The 16,116-nt window shown below is 72.8% G+C and carries 17 protein-coding genes and 1 pseudogene; 7 read left to right on the top strand and 11 right to left on the bottom strand.

Annotated features, from left to right (window positions below; all coding sequences use genetic code 11):
* Nucleotides 1–148: 148 nt before the first annotated feature.
* The 4 genes from RCR19_RS04120 to RCR19_RS04105 form a co-directional block, all read right to left on the bottom strand.
* Complete coding sequence (locus RCR19_RS04120) at nucleotides 149–1,114, bottom strand: acetylxylan esterase (protein ID WP_331263810.1); 966 nt, start codon at nucleotides 1,112–1,114, stop codon at nucleotides 149–151.
* A 109-nt stretch (nucleotides 1,115–1,223) separates the two neighbouring features.
* Nucleotides 1,224–1,808, bottom strand: a complete 585-nt coding sequence (locus RCR19_RS04115) for a hypothetical protein (protein WP_331263809.1) — start codon at nucleotides 1,806–1,808, stop codon at nucleotides 1,224–1,226.
* 291 nt (nucleotides 1,809–2,099) lie between these two features.
* The gene (locus tag RCR19_RS04110) at nucleotides 2,100–2,873 is read right to left on the bottom strand and encodes a ferredoxin reductase (protein WP_331263808.1); all 774 of its coding nucleotides are present in this window, start codon (nucleotides 2,871–2,873) and stop codon (nucleotides 2,100–2,102) included.
* The gene (locus RCR19_RS04105; protein WP_331263807.1) at nucleotides 2,866–3,471 is read right to left on the bottom strand and encodes a sulfite oxidase-like oxidoreductase; all 606 of its coding nucleotides are present in this window, start codon (nucleotides 3,469–3,471) and stop codon (nucleotides 2,866–2,868) included. The genes RCR19_RS04110 and RCR19_RS04105 overlap by 8 nt, the downstream gene beginning before the upstream one ends.
* A gap of 246 nt (nucleotides 3,472–3,717) precedes the next feature.
* Between RCR19_RS04105 and RCR19_RS04100 the strand changes: the two genes are divergently transcribed.
* Together RCR19_RS04100 and RCR19_RS04095 are read left to right on the top strand one after the other, a co-directional pair.
* Nucleotides 3,718–4,644, top strand: coding sequence for an NADP-dependent oxidoreductase (locus RCR19_RS04100; RefSeq protein ID WP_331263806.1), 927 nt, complete (start codon nucleotides 3,718–3,720; stop codon nucleotides 4,642–4,644).
* Nucleotides 4,641–5,357 carry a GNAT family N-acetyltransferase gene (locus RCR19_RS04095; protein ID WP_331263805.1) on the top strand — a complete coding sequence of 239 codons (717 nt, stop codon included), beginning with the start codon at nucleotides 4,641–4,643 and terminating at the stop codon, nucleotides 5,355–5,357. Before RCR19_RS04100 ends, RCR19_RS04095 begins: the two co-directional genes overlap by 4 nt.
* Before the next feature lie 18 nt (nucleotides 5,358–5,375).
* Here the strand turns inward: RCR19_RS04095 and RCR19_RS04090 are convergent, their stop codons facing one another.
* Entirely contained in the window at nucleotides 5,376–5,867 is a 492-nt protein-coding gene (locus tag RCR19_RS04090) for a MarR family winged helix-turn-helix transcriptional regulator (protein WP_331263804.1), read from the bottom strand.
* Between the two features lie 266 nt (nucleotides 5,868–6,133).
* Here RCR19_RS04090 and RCR19_RS04085 point away from each other — a divergent pair, with 266 nt between their 5' ends.
* From RCR19_RS04085 to RCR19_RS04075, 3 genes are all read left to right on the top strand, one after another.
* A complete protein-coding gene (locus tag RCR19_RS04085) occupies nucleotides 6,134–6,910 on the top strand; it encodes a putative protein N(5)-glutamine methyltransferase (protein ID WP_331263803.1) in 777 nt (258 codons plus the stop codon).
* A 115-nt stretch (nucleotides 6,911–7,025) separates the two neighbouring features.
* The gene (locus tag RCR19_RS04080) at nucleotides 7,026–9,041 is read left to right on the top strand and encodes an NADPH-dependent 2,4-dienoyl-CoA reductase (protein WP_331263802.1); all 2,016 of its coding nucleotides are present in this window, start codon (nucleotides 7,026–7,028) and stop codon (nucleotides 9,039–9,041) included.
* A gap of 29 nt (nucleotides 9,042–9,070) precedes the next feature.
* Entirely contained in the window at nucleotides 9,071–9,634 is a 564-nt protein-coding gene (locus RCR19_RS04075; protein WP_331263801.1) for a PadR family transcriptional regulator, read from the top strand.
* 14 nt (nucleotides 9,635–9,648) lie between these two features.
* Here RCR19_RS04075 and RCR19_RS04070 read toward each other — a convergent pair whose 3' ends face one another.
* From RCR19_RS04070 to dhaK, 4 genes are all read right to left on the bottom strand, one after another.
* A complete protein-coding gene (locus RCR19_RS04070) occupies nucleotides 9,649–10,617 on the bottom strand; it encodes a fibronectin type III domain-containing protein (protein ID WP_331263800.1) in 969 nt (322 codons plus the stop codon).
* Between the two features lie 293 nt (nucleotides 10,618–10,910).
* Nucleotides 10,911–11,327, bottom strand: coding sequence for a PTS fructose transporter subunit IIA (locus tag RCR19_RS04065; RefSeq protein ID WP_059127925.1), 417 nt, complete (start codon nucleotides 11,325–11,327; stop codon nucleotides 10,911–10,913).
* Nucleotides 11,320–11,919, bottom strand: coding sequence for a dihydroxyacetone kinase subunit DhaL (dhaL, locus tag RCR19_RS04060; protein ID WP_331269341.1), 600 nt, complete (start codon nucleotides 11,917–11,919; stop codon nucleotides 11,320–11,322). The genes RCR19_RS04065 and dhaL overlap by 8 nt, the downstream gene beginning before the upstream one ends.
* Nucleotides 11,920–11,954: 35 nt before the next feature.
* The gene (dhaK, locus tag RCR19_RS04055) at nucleotides 11,955–12,947 is read right to left on the bottom strand and encodes a dihydroxyacetone kinase subunit DhaK (RefSeq protein WP_331263799.1); all 993 of its coding nucleotides are present in this window, start codon (nucleotides 12,945–12,947) and stop codon (nucleotides 11,955–11,957) included.
* Nucleotides 12,948–13,651: 704 nt separating this feature from the next.
* Between dhaK and RCR19_RS04050 the strand changes: the two genes are divergently transcribed.
* Nucleotides 13,652–15,007, top strand: a complete 1,356-nt coding sequence (locus RCR19_RS04050) for an NAD(P)/FAD-dependent oxidoreductase (RefSeq protein WP_331263798.1) — start codon at nucleotides 13,652–13,654, stop codon at nucleotides 15,005–15,007.
* An 89-nt stretch (nucleotides 15,008–15,096) separates the two neighbouring features.
* Here the strand turns inward: RCR19_RS04050 and RCR19_RS04045 are convergent, their stop codons facing one another.
* Together RCR19_RS04045 and RCR19_RS04040 are read right to left on the bottom strand one after the other, a co-directional pair.
* Nucleotides 15,097–15,363 carry a DUF6479 family protein gene (locus RCR19_RS04045; RefSeq protein WP_331269340.1) on the bottom strand — a complete coding sequence of 89 codons (267 nt, stop codon included), beginning with the start codon at nucleotides 15,361–15,363 and terminating at the stop codon, nucleotides 15,097–15,099.
* A 26-nt stretch (nucleotides 15,364–15,389) separates the two neighbouring features.
* A pseudogene (locus RCR19_RS04040) lies at nucleotides 15,390–15,467 on the bottom strand (hypothetical protein); the annotation flags it as partial.
* Between the two features lie 149 nt (nucleotides 15,468–15,616).
* Between RCR19_RS04040 and RCR19_RS04035 the strand changes: the two are divergent.
* Entirely contained in the window at nucleotides 15,617–15,988 is a 372-nt protein-coding gene (locus tag RCR19_RS04035; RefSeq protein ID WP_331263797.1) for a ferredoxin, read from the top strand.
* Nucleotides 15,989–16,116 lie beyond the last annotated feature (128 nt).

Raw genomic sequence — 16,116 nt, 5'->3', positions numbered from 1 at the left:
GATGCCGGCGCCGCCATGCGGCCGCGCCGGTGCGCGCGAGGACCCGGGTCCGCGGCCCGGATCACGCGCCCGCCGCGTGTTCGGTGGGAGGTGTCCGCCCCGATCAGCCCTTCGGAGCGGCCCGGTGCCCGCCGTTGCCCACGGCTCGTCAGAGACGGGCCGGCAGCCAGCGCAGCTTGACCGCTTCCTGGTACGGACCGCCGCCCTCATGGTCGTTGAAGTCGTACACCTCGATCTTCTTGTCGTCGTGCGCCCAGGCGTTGAACGCGGCGAACACCGTGGACGGGGGGCATGTCCGGTCCTCCAGCGCGGCCGAGAACAGCGCGGGGGCCCGGCCCCGCGCGGCGAAGTGCACGCCGTCGAAGTACGACAGCGTGCGCATGACCCGCTCGGTACGGCCGCGATGCGTCTGGAGGTAGTTGCCGATCTCCCGGTAGGGGTTGCGGTCCGTGAGCGTCGTGGCGCGCGGGAAGTCACACAGGAACGGCACGTCCGGCGCCACCGCCACCAGATCCGGTACGAGGCCACCGACCGCGATCGTGATGCCGCCGCCCTGGCTGGTGCCGATGGCCGCCGTGCGGGAGGCGTCGGTCAGCGGATGCGAGCGGGCCGCCTCGACGGCCCGGACCCCGTCCGTGAACAGCCGCCGGTAGTAGTACGTCTCGGGGTCGTCGACCCCGCGCGTCATGAACCCGGGGAACGCGGGAGCACTGCCCACCGGGTCCGGGGTCTCGCCGCCGCCCCACGCGCTGCCCTGGCCGCGGGTGTCCATGACGAAGTGCGCGAAGCCCGCCGACGCCCACAGCAGGTGCGTGTGCGGAAGGGCGCGTCCGCCGCCGTAGCCGATGTACTCCACGACCGTGGGCAGCGGTCCGTCCACGGACGACGGCACGGTGAGCCAGCCCTTGACGGGATGGCCGCCGAACCCGGCGAACGTCACGTCATGGACCTGGACCGTCCGCAGACCCGTGTCGACCGGTTCGAAGCGGGCGTCGAGGTCGTGCTCACGGGTCTCCTGCAGCGTCTTCGCCCAGAACGCGTCGAAGTCCGACGGCTCGACGGAGGCGCTGCGGTACGTGCGGAGTTCGTCGATCGGCAGGTCGAACAAGGCCATGAAGGATCTCCTGGCGTCGGGCATACGGATGATCACACCGTACGGTGGCCGTTCCGGGCCCGCCAGACCCCTCCGGCGTCTGCCCCCGCCGCACGGGAGGGCACTCCCGTCACGCCGTGCGCCGCCCCCACTCCGGACCCGTACGGGCCCACTCGGCCTCCCATTCCGCCATGCGGTGCCGCTGGGCGACCCGGCGGATCACGGCACGGGCCAGCAGTACCGCCCCGGCCGCTCCGGCCCCGGACCACACCCCCGTCGTCACGGCGTGCTGCCACACCGCGGTGTCGCTCGGCGGGGCGGCGACGCTCCGGTCCCTCGCGTCCAGCCACACATCCGCCCGATCGCCGCGCAGCGAGCCCGCCGGGACCGGCGCGACCGCGGTCCGTGTGCCCTTGTCGGGTTCGGTCCAGCGCACCTTCACCCGGTACTGGGGCTGCTTGCCGCCCTGCGCCGAAGGCACCTCGGACGGGGCGTCCTCGAGGAGTACCGCGGACACCTGATGGCGCTCGGCACGCTGGGTCAGCTGAGTCGTGTGCGCGGTGCCGTAGGCCCACAGACCCGCGGCCGCACCGGCGAGCGGGGCGCCGAAGCACAGCAGAACGGTGAGGAGCGCGGCAGTCCACGCCTCGATCACATCCGACCTGCGGCGCAGCGGATTGCGCCGCCAACGCCAGCCGCGCACCCGGGTTCGCATCTCGACCTCCTTGCCGCCACGTCCCGCTCGTGGACGGGCCGAGACCTCCGCCGCGCGGGACAGGTGTGGAATCCGCGCGCCTTCCCGGCCACGAGAAGGACCCCCTCGGCCGTGCACCGCACCACCCCTGTCGGCGCACCAGCCCGCCACCCGCACAGAACCGGGCGGCGAGTACTCATGGCCGTGTGCCAACAAGGAGCGCGACGCTTCCGCCATGAAACGGCTTTTTACCCCGATTCTCCTCTCGGGCGACGTTCCCGGCCATCCGGCCCCGAAACCCGGGACCGGGGGTCAGCCGAAGCGTTCGACGCGGATGCGGTCCACCGGCTGCCCCGCTTCGACGAGCAGCCGGGAAGCGTGCTCCGCGAAGCCGTTCGAGCCGCACACATAGGCCTCCCACCCGCCGGGCGGCGCGTCGGCGACCAGCGGCGCAACATGGGCGGCCGACATGCGGCCCACGGGCACCCCCGCGGGGGCGCCGCGGGTGAAGACGGGCGTGGTCTCGGCCCCGTACTCGTCCGCGTAGATCAACTCCCGCGGCCCCCGCGCCGAGACGAGAAGCCGCAGGGGCACCCGAAGACCGCGCGACCGGTGGTGGCGCACCATCGACATCAGCGGGACGACTCCGGAGCCCGCGCCGACCAGCAGTGCGGGCCGGTCGCCGGGCCAGGCGAAGAAGCCGCTCAGCGGGCCCCGCACCTCGACGGTGTCTCCCGGCCTCGCCACCGTGTGGAACCAGCCGGAGACCTCACCGCCCTCGACACGGTCCAGGGTGAGTTCGATGTGCCCGGCGTCGCCTGGCGGTGACGCGATCGAATAGTGGCGCTGCGCCACATAGCCGTCCCGGGCGGTCAGCCGCAGCAGCAGATGCTGTCCCGGCAGATGCCCCGCCCACCCGGGAACCGCGAAGCGGAAGGTGGCCGCGTGCGGGGTCTCCCGGCGGATCGCGGTCAGCGTCGCCGTCCGCCACGCGGACGCCGCGTCGCCGCCCACGGCGATCCGACCGGGTACGGCGAAGCGCGTGGGCGGCACGAACGGCCCGGGGACCAGGGTCGTCTCAGTCACCGGAGTACCGCTGCTCCTGCCAGGGGTTGCCCCGTGCGTGGTAGCCGTTCTGCTCCCAGAAACCCGGCTCGTCGTGGTCGAGGATCCTGAGGCCGGCGATCCATTTGGCGCTCTTCCAGAAGTACAGGTGGGGCACGAGGAGCCGGGCGGGACCACCGTGCTCGGCGGGCAGCGGACGGCCCTCGTACTCGAAGGCGATCCAGGCGCGTCCGCCGCGCAGATCGGCCAGTGGCAGGCTGCTGGTGTAGCCGGTGTGGGAGTACGCGACGGCGTGTGTGGCGTCGGCCCCGGGTCCGACGAGGTCCAGGAACACGTCCAGGGAGACCCCGCGGAACCGTGTCCCGAACTTCGACCAGCCGGTCACGCAGTGGATGTCGCCCTCGTAGGCCGACGCGGGCAGGGCACGCGCCTCCTCCCGGTTCCAGGTGCGGGGCTCGGCCACCAGACCGTCGATCCGCAGGGTCCAGTCGGCGGCGTCCAGGTCCGGCGTCACCTCGGCGGACAGGACGGGCCAGTCGTCGCGCGCGTCGTACTGGCCGGGTGGCAGCCCGGGATCGGGGACCCGCGGGCGCCCGGTGAAGTCTCGGGTGACGTTCATGGGGGTGGTGCCTCCAGGCCGCCGGTACGGCACGGCCGGTTCGTGCGTGATCGATGCGTACGCATACAACGGTACGCGCTCGCCGGTGCGCCCCCGCCACCCACCGGACGCGATCATTGCGAGTGCATGAACTCCGCGCCCGCCCGGGAATAGCAGGCGGGTGATCTTCCTTGCGGTGTAGTGGCCGGAACCGGTGGCGTCAGCGGCGGTGGGTCCGGCGAGCAGCGAGGGAGAGTGAGGCGGGACATGCCCAAGGCGTACGCGTACACGCGGTACGGCGGCCCCGGGACCGAGGCGTTCATCGACGTGGACCGACCGGCCTCGGGCCGCGGGGAGCTTCTGGTCGCCGTGCGTGCGGCGGGTGTCAACCCGATCGACTGGAAGCTGCGCTCGGGCTTCCGGCGTCCCGGCGATACGGGCACGCCCGAGTTCCCCGTCGTGTTCGGCAGCGAGGCCGCGGGCGTGGTGGAGGAGGTCGGCGAGGGCGTGACCGGCTTCGCGATCGGGGACGCCGTCTTCGGCAACACCGTGGCCGGCGGCTACGCCGAGTACGCCGTGCTGCCCGCGTCGGTGACCGCGCAGGTGCCGGACGGCCTGTCCTTCACGGACGCGGCCGTGCTGCCCGTCGCGGCCGCCACGGCCTACGACGGGATCCGCGGCCTGGATCTGCCCGCGAGCGCGACCGTGCTGATCACCGGCGCGGGCGGGGGAGTCGGTGTCGCCGCGGTGCAGCTCGCGCGCGCCTTCGGCCTGAGCGTCGTCGGAACTGCCGGTGAGGGCAAGAAGGACTTCGTCGAGGGCCTCGGCGCCGTGCACGTCCCGTCGGGACCGGACCTGGCCGCCAGGGTGAGGGCGGCCGCGCCGGGCGGCATCGACGGCGTCTACGACCTCGTCGGCGGCGACGTGCTGACCGAGGCGGCGACCCTGCTCGCCGACCGCTCGAAGCTGATCAGCGCCGGAGCGTCGCCCCAGGACGTCGAGCGGCTCGGCGGGTCACGCGTGGTCCGCGCCCGTACGGCCGCGGTGCTCGACGAGGTCGCCCGCCTGGTGGAGCGCGGAGACCTCGATCCCCGCGTGACCGAGACCTTCCCGCTCGAACGGGCCGGGGCCGCCCTCCGCGCGGTCGAGGGCGGCCACGCCCGGGGCAAGATCGTGATCGAGGTGGGCGCATGAGCACCGGGCGGCACGTCCTCGACAACCCCGCACTCACCTCGCTGACCGGACCGCATGCCCACTTCGCCGAGCGCCGGGGCCGCGTTCTGCGCTACCCCCTGGACGTGTCGCCGTGGGTGGGACTGCCCGACGAGCCCGGCGCCGACGACTGGGCCGACCTCGCGGCGCTCGCCGGTCCGGGAGCCGAGGCCCCGATCCCCGGCTTCGGTGGTCGGGTCCCCGAGGGGTGGGAGGTCACCTTCGCCCTGGACGGGGTGCAACTCGTCGACGACGGCCTGGCCGCCGTGCCCGACGCCGAGGCCGTACGGCTCACCCACGCCGACGTGCCGGAGATGCTGGACCTGGTCGAGCGCACCCGGCCCGGACCGTTCCTGCCGCGCACCATCGAGCTGGGGACCTACCTGGGTATCCGCCGGGACGGCGCGCTGATCGCCATGGCGGGCGAGCGGCTGCACCCGCCGGGCTGGACCGAGATCAGCGCCGTGTGCACCGATCCCGCCTTCCGCGGCCAGGGCCTCGCCACCCGGCTGATCCTGGCGGTCGCGCACGGCATCCGCGAACGGGGCGAGACCCCGTTCCTGCACACCGCTGCGGAGAACACCAACGCCATCCGGCTCTACGAGTCCCTCGGCTTCCGGCTGCGCCGCACCACGAGGTTCCTCGCGGCGCGGGTTCCGCAGCGTGCGGGGGACGAGCAGACCGTCGGGATCTGACGGTGCGCCGGCCGGTCGTCAGCCGGTGGCCGGCGTGAGCGGAGTCGCGGCCGCCGCGTTGTACCGCAGCAGATACGCCGCGAAGCGTTCCAGGTCGGCCTCCGACCAGCCCGCCAGCCGCTCCTGGAACGCCTTGCGCCGGCTCTCGTCGACCGTGGCGAGGATCTCGCTGCCCGCCTGGGTCGGATACAGCACCTGCACCCGGTGGTCGTCCGTGTCGAGCCGCCGTCCGATCAGCCCCGCCCGCTCCAGCGCCGCCACCTGCCGGCTCACCGTGGACTTGTCCAGCCCGTAGTGGGAGGCCAGGTCGGTCGCGCTGCAGCCGCCGCTCTGCTCCAGATGTCCGAGCAGGGTGTACGAGACGAGCGACAGCTGCGGATGCATCCGCCCGGCCGTGGCGCGGGCGCGGCGGGCGAACGCGGTCAACTCGCGATTGATGGTCTCGACCGCCGCCCGGGCGGCGGGGGCGTGCTCCGCGGTGGTCCCGGCGGACCTCTCGGCTGTCGTCACGGCACTCCCTCCTCGCATGTATGGTTGCACTGTACAACTTGAAGGTGCGGCCGAGGGAGCCGGCTCTCACGGCGAGGTCTTCGGCGCGCGGACCTCCTGCTAGGGTGAGCGCTCCGGCCGTGGATCGCCCCGGCCGTGCGTACCGAGGGAGGTGAGCCCCATTACCGCTGTGTCAGCTCGGGTGCTCTCCCCTCACGACGGCGTGGATCGGCGCCGGTAGATCACACGAGGGCGCCCTTCGGTCAACCGGAAGGCTTCTCGGCCCCATGCCACCGCTTTCACTCTCCGACGTCGTCTCCGCGCTGCGTACCGCCGGCTGTGTCTTCGCCGAGGACGAGGCGCAGCTGATCCTGTCCACCGCCCGTACGCCCGACGAGGCCGCCGCCATGGTCGAGCGGCGCGTCGAGGGGCTGCCCCTCGAACAGGTCCTGGGCTGGGCCGACTTCCACGGTCTGCGCGTCATCGTGGAACCCGGGGTCTTCGTGCCCCGCAGGCGCACCGAGTTCCTCGTCTCCCGGGCGGTGGCCCTCGGGCGGCACGCCCGCGTCGTCGTGGATCTGTGCTGCGGCTCGGGCGCGGTGGGCGCCGCCCTCGCCGCGGCGCTCGACGGACCCGAACTGCACGCCGCCGACATCGATACGGCCGCGGTGCGCTGCGCCCGCCACAACGTCGCCGCGTACGGCGGCCGGGTGCACCAGGGCGACCTGTTCGCCGCCCTTCCCGAGGAACTGCGCGGCCGTGTCGACATCCTGGCGGCCAACGTCCCCTATGTGCCCACGGACGAGGTCCCCCTGCTGCCGTCCGAGGCCCGCGACCACGAGCCCCTGGCCGCCCTCGACGGCGGCATCGACGGTCTGGACGTCCTGCGCCGGGTCACCGCCGAGGCGTGGCGATGGCTGGCCCCCGGCGGGCTTGTCCTGGTGGAGACGAGCGAACGCCAAGTGCCCGGTGCCCGCGAGGCGTTCACGCGCGGCGGTCTGGACGTCCGGCTGGCCGTCTCGGCGGAGCTGGGCGCCAACGTGCTGATCGGCACCCGCCGGTAGCACGGGTGCCCGGCCGGACCGGTGAAGGTCACACCCCCAGGGTTGTGCAACTAGTTGCAAAACCGGGGCGCGGTCGTTTACAACGGATTCACGACACGCCGTACGGAGGGCCCCGATGAGCCGCTACCCGCATCTGCTGACCCCGCTCGACCTGGGCTTCACCACGCTGCCCAACCGTGTGCTCATGGGCTCGATGCACGTGGGCCTCGAGGAGGCCGAGCGCGGCTTCGAGCGCATGGCCGCGTTCTACGCCGCCCGGGCCCGCGGAGGGGTGGGGCTCATCGTCACCGGAGGCATCGCCCCCAACGAGGCCGGACGTCCCTACGAGGGCGGCGCCAAGCTCACCACCGAAGCGGAGGCCGAGCAGCACTCCGTCGTCACCGAGGCCGTGCACCGCGAGGGCGGCCGGATCGCGATGCAGCTCCTGCACTTCGGCCGGTACGCCTACCACCGGGACCTCGTGGCGCCCAGCGCGCTCCAGGCCCCGATCAGCCCGTTCGTGCCGCACGCGCTGACCGGGGCCGAGGTGGAGCAGACGATCGAGGACTATGCGCGGGCCGCCCGCCTGGCCCGCCGGGCCGGGTACGACGGTGTCGAGATCATGGGCTCCGAGGGCTACCTCATCAACGAGTTCATCGCGGCCCACACCAACCGGCGCGAGGACGGCTGGGGCGGTTCGTACGAGAACCGGATGCGCTTCCCGGTCGAGATCGTGCGACGGGTCCGGGCTGCGGTCGGCGAGGACTTCATCATCGTCTACCGGCTGTCCATGCTGGACCTCGTGCCCGGCGGGTCGACGCTCGACGAGGTCGTCACGCTCGCCAAGGCGGTGGAGGCCGCGGGGGCGACCATCATCAACACCGGCATCGGCTGGCACGAGGCGCGCATCCCGACGATCGCGACCTCGGTGCCGCGCGGCGCCTACACCTGGGTGACCAAGAAGGTCATGGGCGCCGTCTCCGTCCCGCTCGTGACGACCAACCGCATCAACACCCCCGAGCTGGCGGAACAGTTGCTCGCCGAGGGCCACGCCGACATGGTGTCCCTGGCCCGCCCGATGCTGGCCGACCCGGAGTTCGTCGCCAAGGCCGAGGCCGGGCGCCCCGAGACGATCAACACCTGCATCGGCTGCAACCAGGCCTGTCTCGACCACACCTTCAGCGGGCAGATCACCTCCTGCCTGGTCAACCCGCGGGCCTGCCACGAGACCGAACTGGTCCTCTCCCCGACGCGGCTGCGCAAGAAGGTCGCGGTCGTCGGCGCGGGCCCCGCCGGACTCGCCTGTGCCGTCTCGGCCGCCGAGCGGGGGCACGACGTCACGCTCTACGACGCGGCCGACGACATCGGCGGTCAGCTGAACATCGCCCGCAAGGTCCCGGGCAAGCAGGAGTTCGACGAGACGATCCGCTACTTCCGCACCCAGCTCCGACAGCATGGCGTGGACGTCCGGCTGAACACCCGTGTCGCCGCGGGCGACCTCGCCGACCACGACGAGGTCGTCGTCGCGACCGGTGTCGTCCCGCGCACCCCCGAGATTCCCGGCATCGACCATCCCAGGGTGCTCGGCTACCTCGACGTGCTGCGCGACGGCGCCCGCGTCGGTGATCGGGTCGCCGTCCTCGGGGCTGGCGGCATCGGCTTCGACGTGGCCGAATACCTCACCGACGGCGGTGACAAGGCGAGCGAGGACCCGGCGACGTACTTCCGGCACTGGGGCGTCGACATGGACTACCGCGCCCCCGGTGGCCTGACCGCACCCGAGCGTCCCGCCCCGCCGCGCACCGTCCACCTCCTGCAGCGCAAGACCTCGAAGGTCGGCGCGGGACTCGGCAGGACCACCGGCTGGATCCACCGCACGGAGCTGAAGCACCGCGGCGTGACGATGGTGCCGGGCGTGACCTACGACCGGATCGACGACGCCGGGCTGCATCTCACGGTGGACGGCGAGAGCCGGCTCCTGGAGGTCGACACGATCGTCCTGTGCACCGGACAGGAGCCGCGCCGGGACCTGTACGAGGAACTGGTGGCCGCGGGCCGGACGCCGCACCTGATCGGCGGGGCCGACGTGGCGGCCGAGCTGGACGCCAAGCGTGCGATCAGGCAGGGCACCGAGCTGGCCGCGGCGCTCTAGGCCCCGAACGCCGTCCTTAGGATGGGCCCATGTCACTCCCGCACGCGATCCTGACCGCACTGCTGGAGAAGCCGTCGTCGGGACTCGAACTGACCCGGCGCTTCGATCGGTCGATCGGCTACTTCTGGTCGGCCACCCACCAGCAGATCTACCGTGAACTGGGACGGCTGGAGGGCGAGGGCCTCATTCGCGCGCTGCCCGCCGAGCAGCCGGCCCGTGGGCAGAAGAAGTCCTACGAGGTCCTGCCCGCGGGCCGCGCCGAGCTCGCCCGCTGGACCGCGGCGTCGCAGGACCCCAAGCCCCAGCGCGACGTGCTGCTGCTGCGGCTGCGGGCCGCCGCCGTCGTCGGCACCGAGGGTATCGAGGCGGATCTGCGCCGCCATCTCGCCCTGCACCAGCAGCAGTTGGCCGAATACCGGGAGATCGAGGAGCGGGACTTCGGGGCCGGCAAGGACTCGGTGCAGGACCGTCTTCAGTACCTTGTGCTGCGGGCGGGCATCGACCTGGAGACGTTCTGGATCCACTGGCTGACCCAAGCGCTCGAGGAGTTCGGCACGCTGCCCGCCCGGGAAGGGCAGCCCGGGAGCGGCTGAGCCGGCGCGGGGACTCAACGGCCCGTCGTCACGGTCCGTTCCGCCGAGAGACCGCCCCAGGTTCCGTCCGGCAACTTCGCCTGGATCCGCACCCGGTGGGTGACCCCGGAGTCCCGGCCCACGTAGAAGCTGTAGGTGGCGGTCGAACGCGGGATCGTGCCGCCCCAGACGAGCGAGGTGGCGGGTTGCCCGTCGAGGTGTATCCGGTACTCGGTGACGACACCGTCCACGTCCGGCGCGACCCATGCGAGATCCAGGTAGTACGCCCCGTCGGCCCGGTGGGTGGTGGCCCGGAACCGGGTCGGCGCGGTCCCCTGCGCGTCGCCGGAACCATGCGGAGTGGTCAGCGCCAGCGCGGGGCTCGCCGCCGAGAGGTTGTCGGCGGCGTCCCGGGCCCGGACGGTGAACGAGTAACGGGTTCCGGGGCGCAGACCGGTGACCACGGCCGCCGTCTGCCCGCCGCTCACACTGTGGATCTTCGAATCGCCCTGGTAGATGTCGTACGACGTCACGCCCCGGTCGTCCGTCGAGCGGGCCCAGGCCAGTTGTACCGCCCGGTTCCCCACGGCCTTTCCGGTCGGGTGCCCCGGGCGGGACGGGGCCCGGTCGTCGGCGGCGACGGCGGCGGGAGTGGTGGCGCGGACCTCCCGGCTCGCCGGACCCAGCGCGCCCTCGGTGCTCCGGGCCCGGACCGTGAAGACGTACGACGTCGAGGGCGCGAGCCGGACGACGTCCACCATGTGCTCGCCGGCCCGGACCTCCTTCACCTTGGCGCCGCCGCGGTACACCTCGTAGGAGGCGACGTCCGGGCCGCCCTCCGCCCGGTTCCACATCACGTGCACGCTGGTCGCGCTGCCCGCCACCGCGGTCACACCCAGGGGAGCCGGGGGAACGCCTCCGCCGTCGCCATGTCCGCCGCCCCAGGCGCAGGACGCCAGCAGCAGAACCGAACCGCAGATCACCGGCACGGGAGCGCGTCGCACGGGGTGCCTCCCCTCGACAGGATTGGTCTGTACCTGTATGCCATGGGTGACGTGGTCGCATCAAGAGGGAGGGTGATGGTGACCGGCATACCGCCCGACTACGTATGCTGGTGCCGGACTCGGCGTGAACTCTCCTTCTTGCCAAGGCAGTTCGGGCCGACGGCGCGGACCGCTGTCGTCGCAGATCCCGCGCCGGCGAATGCGGCCGAGCGGCCGGGCCCGATGGGCGCACCGGCCGCTCGGCCGCCCGGCGAGCGAGCCGTACCGGGCGGCCGCTGTTCCCCGGAGCGCCGTCACTCCTTGCGGTAGGTGTACGCCTCCGTTGCCGCCGCCTCCACCGCGGCCAGATCCGCGCCCGCAGACGCAGTGACCACGGCGGCGACGGCGCCCTCGACGAAGGGCGCGTCGATCAGCCGGGTGTTCTCCGGGAGTTCGTCGCCCTCCGCGAGCAGCGCCTTCACGGTCAGGACGGCGCTGCCCAGGTCCATGAGGACGGCGACCCCCGCGCCCCGGTCCACCGCGGCCGCCGCCGCGCTCACCAGCTCGGCGCTCGTACCGAGCCCACCGTCGGCCGTACCGCCCGCCGGGGCGACCGGCGCCGTCGTGCCGCCGCCGGTCAGCCCTCTGGCCAGGTCGGCGACCGACTCGGCGACGGCGGCACTGTGCGAGACGAGCACGATGCCCACCAGCTTCGCGGGGGCCTCACTCACCTGCGGCCTCCACGAGTGCGGCGATCAGCAGGGCCGACGAGGTGGCACCGGGGTCCTGGTGCCCGATGCTGCGCTCACCCAGATAGCTGGCACGGCCCTTGCGGGCCTGCAACGGTGTCGTCGCGACCGCGCCCTCCTCGGCGGCGGCGCGCGCCGCCTCGAACGAGGTACCGAGGGCCTCCACCGCCGGCACCAGCGTGTCGACCATGGTCTTGTCGCCGGGTGCCGCACCGCCCAGTGCCATGAGCGCCTCCACACCCGCTCGCAGCGCCTGTGCCAACTGCTCCCGGCTGACCTCGGCAGCGTCCCCGAGGGCCTTGCCGGTGCGGCGCAGCAGAGTTCCGTAGAGCGGACCGGACGCGCCTCCGACCGTCGAGATGAGCTGCCGGCCCGCGAGTTGGAGGATCTCGCCGGGGAAGTCCGGCGACTCCTTCTCCAATGTGGCCGCGACCACGCGGAACCCGCGTTGCAGGTTGCTGCCGTGGTCGGCGTCGCCGATGGGTGAGTCGAGCGCGGTGAGCCGTTCCGCCTCGCGGTCGACGGATGCGGCGGCCGCCGTCATCCAGCGGCGGAAGAAGTCGGCGTCGAGCACTGGATCTCCTTGCATGGTAGGGACGTTGACCGCACTCACCTGCCCCAGCGCAGCGCCGCGGTGCTGACCGGAGCGTCCCACAGCCGCAGCAGCTCCTCGTCGACCTGGCACAGACTGACCGACGCGCCCGCCATGTCCAGGGAGGTGACGTAGTTGCCGACCAGTGTGCGGGCGACGGGGACACCCCGCTCGGCGAGTACCCGCTGCACCTCCGCGTTGTACCCGTACAGCTCGAGAAGAGGCGTCCCGCCCATCCCGTTGACCAGGACCAGCACGGGGTTGCGCGGCTGGAGGTCGTCCAGGACGGCGTTCACCGAGAAGTCGGCGATCTCACGGGAAGTCATCATCGGCCGCCGCTCGCGCCCCGGCTCGCCGTGGATGCCGATGCCCAACTCCAGCTCACCCGGCGGGAGATCGAAGGTGGGGGTGCCCTTCGCCGGGGTGGTGCCCGCGCTGAGGGCGACACCGAAGCTGCGGCAGCTCTCGTTGACCTGCCGAGCGAGGGCCTCCACCCGCTCCAGGGGCTGCCCCTCGTCCGCCGCCGCGCCCGCGATCTTCTCCACGAAGAGAGTGCCCCCGGTGCCACGCCGGCCCGCGGTGTAGAGGCTGTCGGTGACGGCGACGTCCTCGTTCACCAGGACCTTCGCCACCTGGATGCCCTCGTCCTCGGCGAGCTCGGCCGCCATGTCGAAGTTCAGCACGTCACCGGTGTAGTTCTTGACGATCAGCAGCACGCCCGCGCCACTGTCCACGGCCGCCGCCGCGCGCACCATCTGGTCGGGCACCGGGGAGGTGAACACCTCGCCGGGACAGGCCGCCGACAGCATTCCCGGGCCGACGAAGCCGCCGTGCAGCGGCTCGTGCCCGGAGCCGCCGCCCGACACGATGGCGACCTGACCGGGGACCGGAGCGTCGCGCCGTACGATCACCCGGTTCTCCACGTCGACGATCAGCTCGGGATGCGCGGCCGCCATGCCCCGCAGCGCGTCCGCGACCACCGTTTCCGGGACGTTGATCAACATCTTCACGGGTACCTCCTGGTGAGCCTGGCAGTGGCCCCCGACCTGCTGATTCCTCGGTCGGAGTCGATGGTGGGTGCGGTTTCGGTCTCGGCGGTCCGTGGCGGCGGGCAGCGGCCCGCGGTGGTTGGGCGCCGGTCGGCGGCCGGCGCCACCGACAGGCCGTCAGGCAGGCGTTTCATACGAATGGGCGGTGTCGACAGTGCACTGTTGGAAGTATCGGCGCTCGCGGCGCGATGGTCACGTGGCTGGACGTTCTTGGTCACACGCGCCCGGTACTTCGACGCCGGGGGGTTCGCCCTGCGTCCGCTGCGGCACCGCGGTCGACGGGGGCCTCGGCACCCGCTCCTTCGGCGTCACCCCGGAAGAACCGGCGGCGTTCCGGGCGGAGTTCGGGATTCCGGAGGCGTACGAAGACAGCGCCCGTAGCGGCCACGCCACCCGCGGCCACCGCGCGCACGACCCGGCGTCCCGGAGCGCCGCGGTCGCGCAGCACCGGCTCGGCCCGGACGACGCCGTCCCGCCGCGCACCGGGCCGCATCGCCGACCACGGTCCGGTCCGGGCCGTGCGCCGTCGGGCCGGGCCGTGGCCCGCGGGTCCGCTCGCGGCGGGCGGCCCGGACGGCGGTCGCGCCCCGGCCGGTGCGGATGCGGGCGTGGGCCGTGTTCCCTAGCGTGGCAGGCGTCGACGTCTCCGTCTGGAGGGACCTGCCATGGCCGTGCCCCGGATCCTGATCGTCGGTGGCGGATTCGCCGGGATGGAGACCGCGCGCAAACTGGAGCACATCCTCAAGCCCGCCGAGGCTTCGCTGAGGCTCGTCACCCCCTACGACCACCAGCTCTATCTGCCCCTGCTGCCGCACGTCGCCGCCGGGATCCTCACCCCGCAGTCGGTCGCGGTCTCGCTGCGCCGGCTGCTGCGCCGCACGGTCATCGTGCCCGGCGGCGCCGTCGGGGTCGATCCCGGCGCCAAGGCCGTGGTGGTCAGGAAGATCAACGGCGAGATGACCGTCGAGCACTACGACTATCTGGTGCTGACCCCGGGCAGTGTGACCCGCCAGTTCGACATCCCGGGGGTGGACCGGCACGCGGTGGGCATGAAGACGCTGGCCGAGGCGGCCTGGGTGCGCGATCACGTCATCTCCCAGCTCGACCTGGCGGCGGCCAGTTCCGACCGTGCCGAGCGCGAGACACGACTGCAGTTCGTGGTGGTCGGCGGTGGCTACGCCGGTACCGAGACCGCCGCCTATCTGCACCACCTCACCGCGGCCGCGGTCAAGCGCTACCCGGGCCTCGACCCCTCGCTCATCAAATGGCACCTGATCGACATCGCGCCCAAGCTCATGCCCGAACTGGGCGACCGGCTCGGTGCCAAGGCGCTCACCGTGCTGCGGCGGCGGGGCCTGAACATCTCCCTGGGGGTCTCGGTCGCGAAAGCCACGGAGAACACCGTGACCTTCACCGACGGCCGCGAGCTGCCCTGCCACACCCTCATCTGGACGGCGGGGGTCGCCCCCAGCCCGCTGATCGCCACGCTCGACGCGGAGACCGACCGGGGACGGCTGGTCGTCCGGCCCGATCTGCGCGTGCCCGGCCTCGACGGGGTGTTCGCGCTGGGCGATGCCGCCGCCGTGCCCGATCTCGCCAAGGACCACGGTGCGCTCTGCCCGCCCACGGCCCAGCACGCCATGCGCCAGGGGTGGATCGCCGCGAAGAACGTCGCGGCGGCGCTGCACGGGATGCCGCTGAATCCCTACCGGCACCGGGATCTGGGGCTGGTCGTGGACCTCGGGAGCGCGGATGCGGTGTCCAAGCCCCTCGGCGTCGATCTCACCGGTGTCCCCGCACAGGCCGTCGCACGCGGTTACCATCTCGCGGCACTGCGCACGGCTCCCGCCCGCCTGCGCACCCTGACGAACTGGACGCTCAACGCGCTGGCGGGCTACGACTTCGTCCGGACCGGCTTCCAGGCGGAGCGTCCGGCCACGCTCAAGGACTTCGAGCGGACCGACGCCTATCTCACGCCCGATCTGATCGCCTCGCACACGATGGGCACGGGGAAGCGCTGACGGGCGCCGCGGGAAAGCGCTGACCGTGCGGGGTGCGGCTCCCGGCACGCCGGAGGTGCGGCAGCCGTGCGGCCTCCCGGCCGAGGGCCTCACGGCGGCCGGGCGCAGCCCGTCCCGCTCCCGCCGAACGAGCCGTCCCGGCGACGGCGCCGTGCCGAGGGGCTCGGACGCGAGCCGGTACTGCCGTGTGCCTTCACCCGGTGGGCGGTCGGACGGCGACCGTTCCTCGGGATCTCCTCGGGTTCGCGGTTCTCCAGGACCGTGGCGACCGGGCCGCCCTCGGGGAACCGCGGCTGTTCCTCGGGACGGGACGGCGCGGGTCCGGCTCGCGGCCGCGGATGCGTGCACCCGGCCAGAAGGCGCCGATCAGCAGTGCCACCACGATCACGCCCGCCACGAACGGTCCGATCCGGAGCAGTGGGTCGCTGCCCGAGGCGATCTCGAGCGATGCAGTAGTCATCCGGCGTGGGTACCCCCCGAGCCGGTCGAACCGGATCGCCCGGCCCGCGGGTGGGGACCGCCTCGTGGGCCGGTCGGGCGGTCGTTCGGGTCCGGCCGTTCCCCGGCCGCGCCGGGTTTGACATGCTCCGCCCCGGCTACCCGCACCCCGTGACGACGACATCCCAACAGGAGGTCTACCGCTTCCTGGAGGACCGCTTCGCATGCGCGCAGTCGTGCACCCAGTGCGCGCGGGTGTGCGCCCTGCGAGCGAGCCTCGCCGAACCGGACGGGACCCACGACCAGGAACTGCTGCGGCGCAAGGGCATCATGTGCGCGGAGGTGTGCGACGCCACCTGCCGGGTGCTCTCCGAGCAGGAACGGCAGGACGAGAACGCCGTCCGCGGTCAGGTGGAGTGGTGCCGCCTCGCCTGCCTGGAGTGCGCGCACGTGTTCGATACGGACCCCGGCGGCGCGGAGGCCGCCCGTGCCTGCCGCGCCTGCGCCCGGGCCTGCAGTGATTTCCTTCGGACGCTGAGCTGACGGATCCCGGCGACGGCTCCTGCATCGACCGCGCGGCGCACGGCCGGCGGTCCTCCCCGTTCATCGCCATTCCCAATTTCTGAAACACGTTCTACGGTGTGCGCCGTCAGGACCGGCTTGGGGAACCT

Origin of the sequence: Streptomyces sp. WAC07094, assembly GCF_036320405.1 — a bacterium.
GTDB classification, from domain to species: domain Bacteria; phylum Actinomycetota; class Actinomycetes; order Streptomycetales; family Streptomycetaceae; genus Streptomyces; species Streptomyces lannensis.
This window is presented reverse-complemented; position numbering and strand designations above follow the sequence as displayed.

Bases quoted from the DNA above. Each gene is read 5' to 3' on its own strand.
- RCR19_RS04105 (WP_331263807.1), bottom strand. From the start codon at position 3,471: ATGAACGTCACCCGAGACTTCACCGGGCGCCCGCGGGTCCCCGATCCC.
- RCR19_RS04075 (WP_331263801.1), top strand. From the start codon at position 9,071: ATGTCACTCCCGCACGCGATCCTGACCGCACTGCTGGAGAAGCCGTCG.
- RCR19_RS04120 (WP_331263810.1), bottom strand. From the start codon at position 1,114: ATGGCCTTGTTCGACCTGCCGATCGACGAACTCCGCACGTACCGCAGC.
- RCR19_RS04115 (WP_331263809.1), bottom strand. From the start codon at position 1,808: ATGCGAACCCGGGTGCGCGGCTGGCGTTGGCGGCGCAATCCGCTGCGC.
- RCR19_RS04095 (WP_331263805.1), top strand. From the start codon at position 4,641: ATGAGCACCGGGCGGCACGTCCTCGACAACCCCGCACTCACCTCGCTG.
- RCR19_RS04100 (WP_331263806.1), top strand. From the start codon at position 3,718: ATGCCCAAGGCGTACGCGTACACGCGGTACGGCGGCCCCGGGACCGAG.
- RCR19_RS04085 (WP_331263803.1), top strand. From the start codon at position 6,134: ATGCCACCGCTTTCACTCTCCGACGTCGTCTCCGCGCTGCGTACCGCC.
- RCR19_RS04080 (WP_331263802.1), top strand. From the start codon at position 7,026: ATGAGCCGCTACCCGCATCTGCTGACCCCGCTCGACCTGGGCTTCACC.
- RCR19_RS04050 (WP_331263798.1), top strand. From the start codon at position 13,652: ATGGCCGTGCCCCGGATCCTGATCGTCGGTGGCGGATTCGCCGGGATG.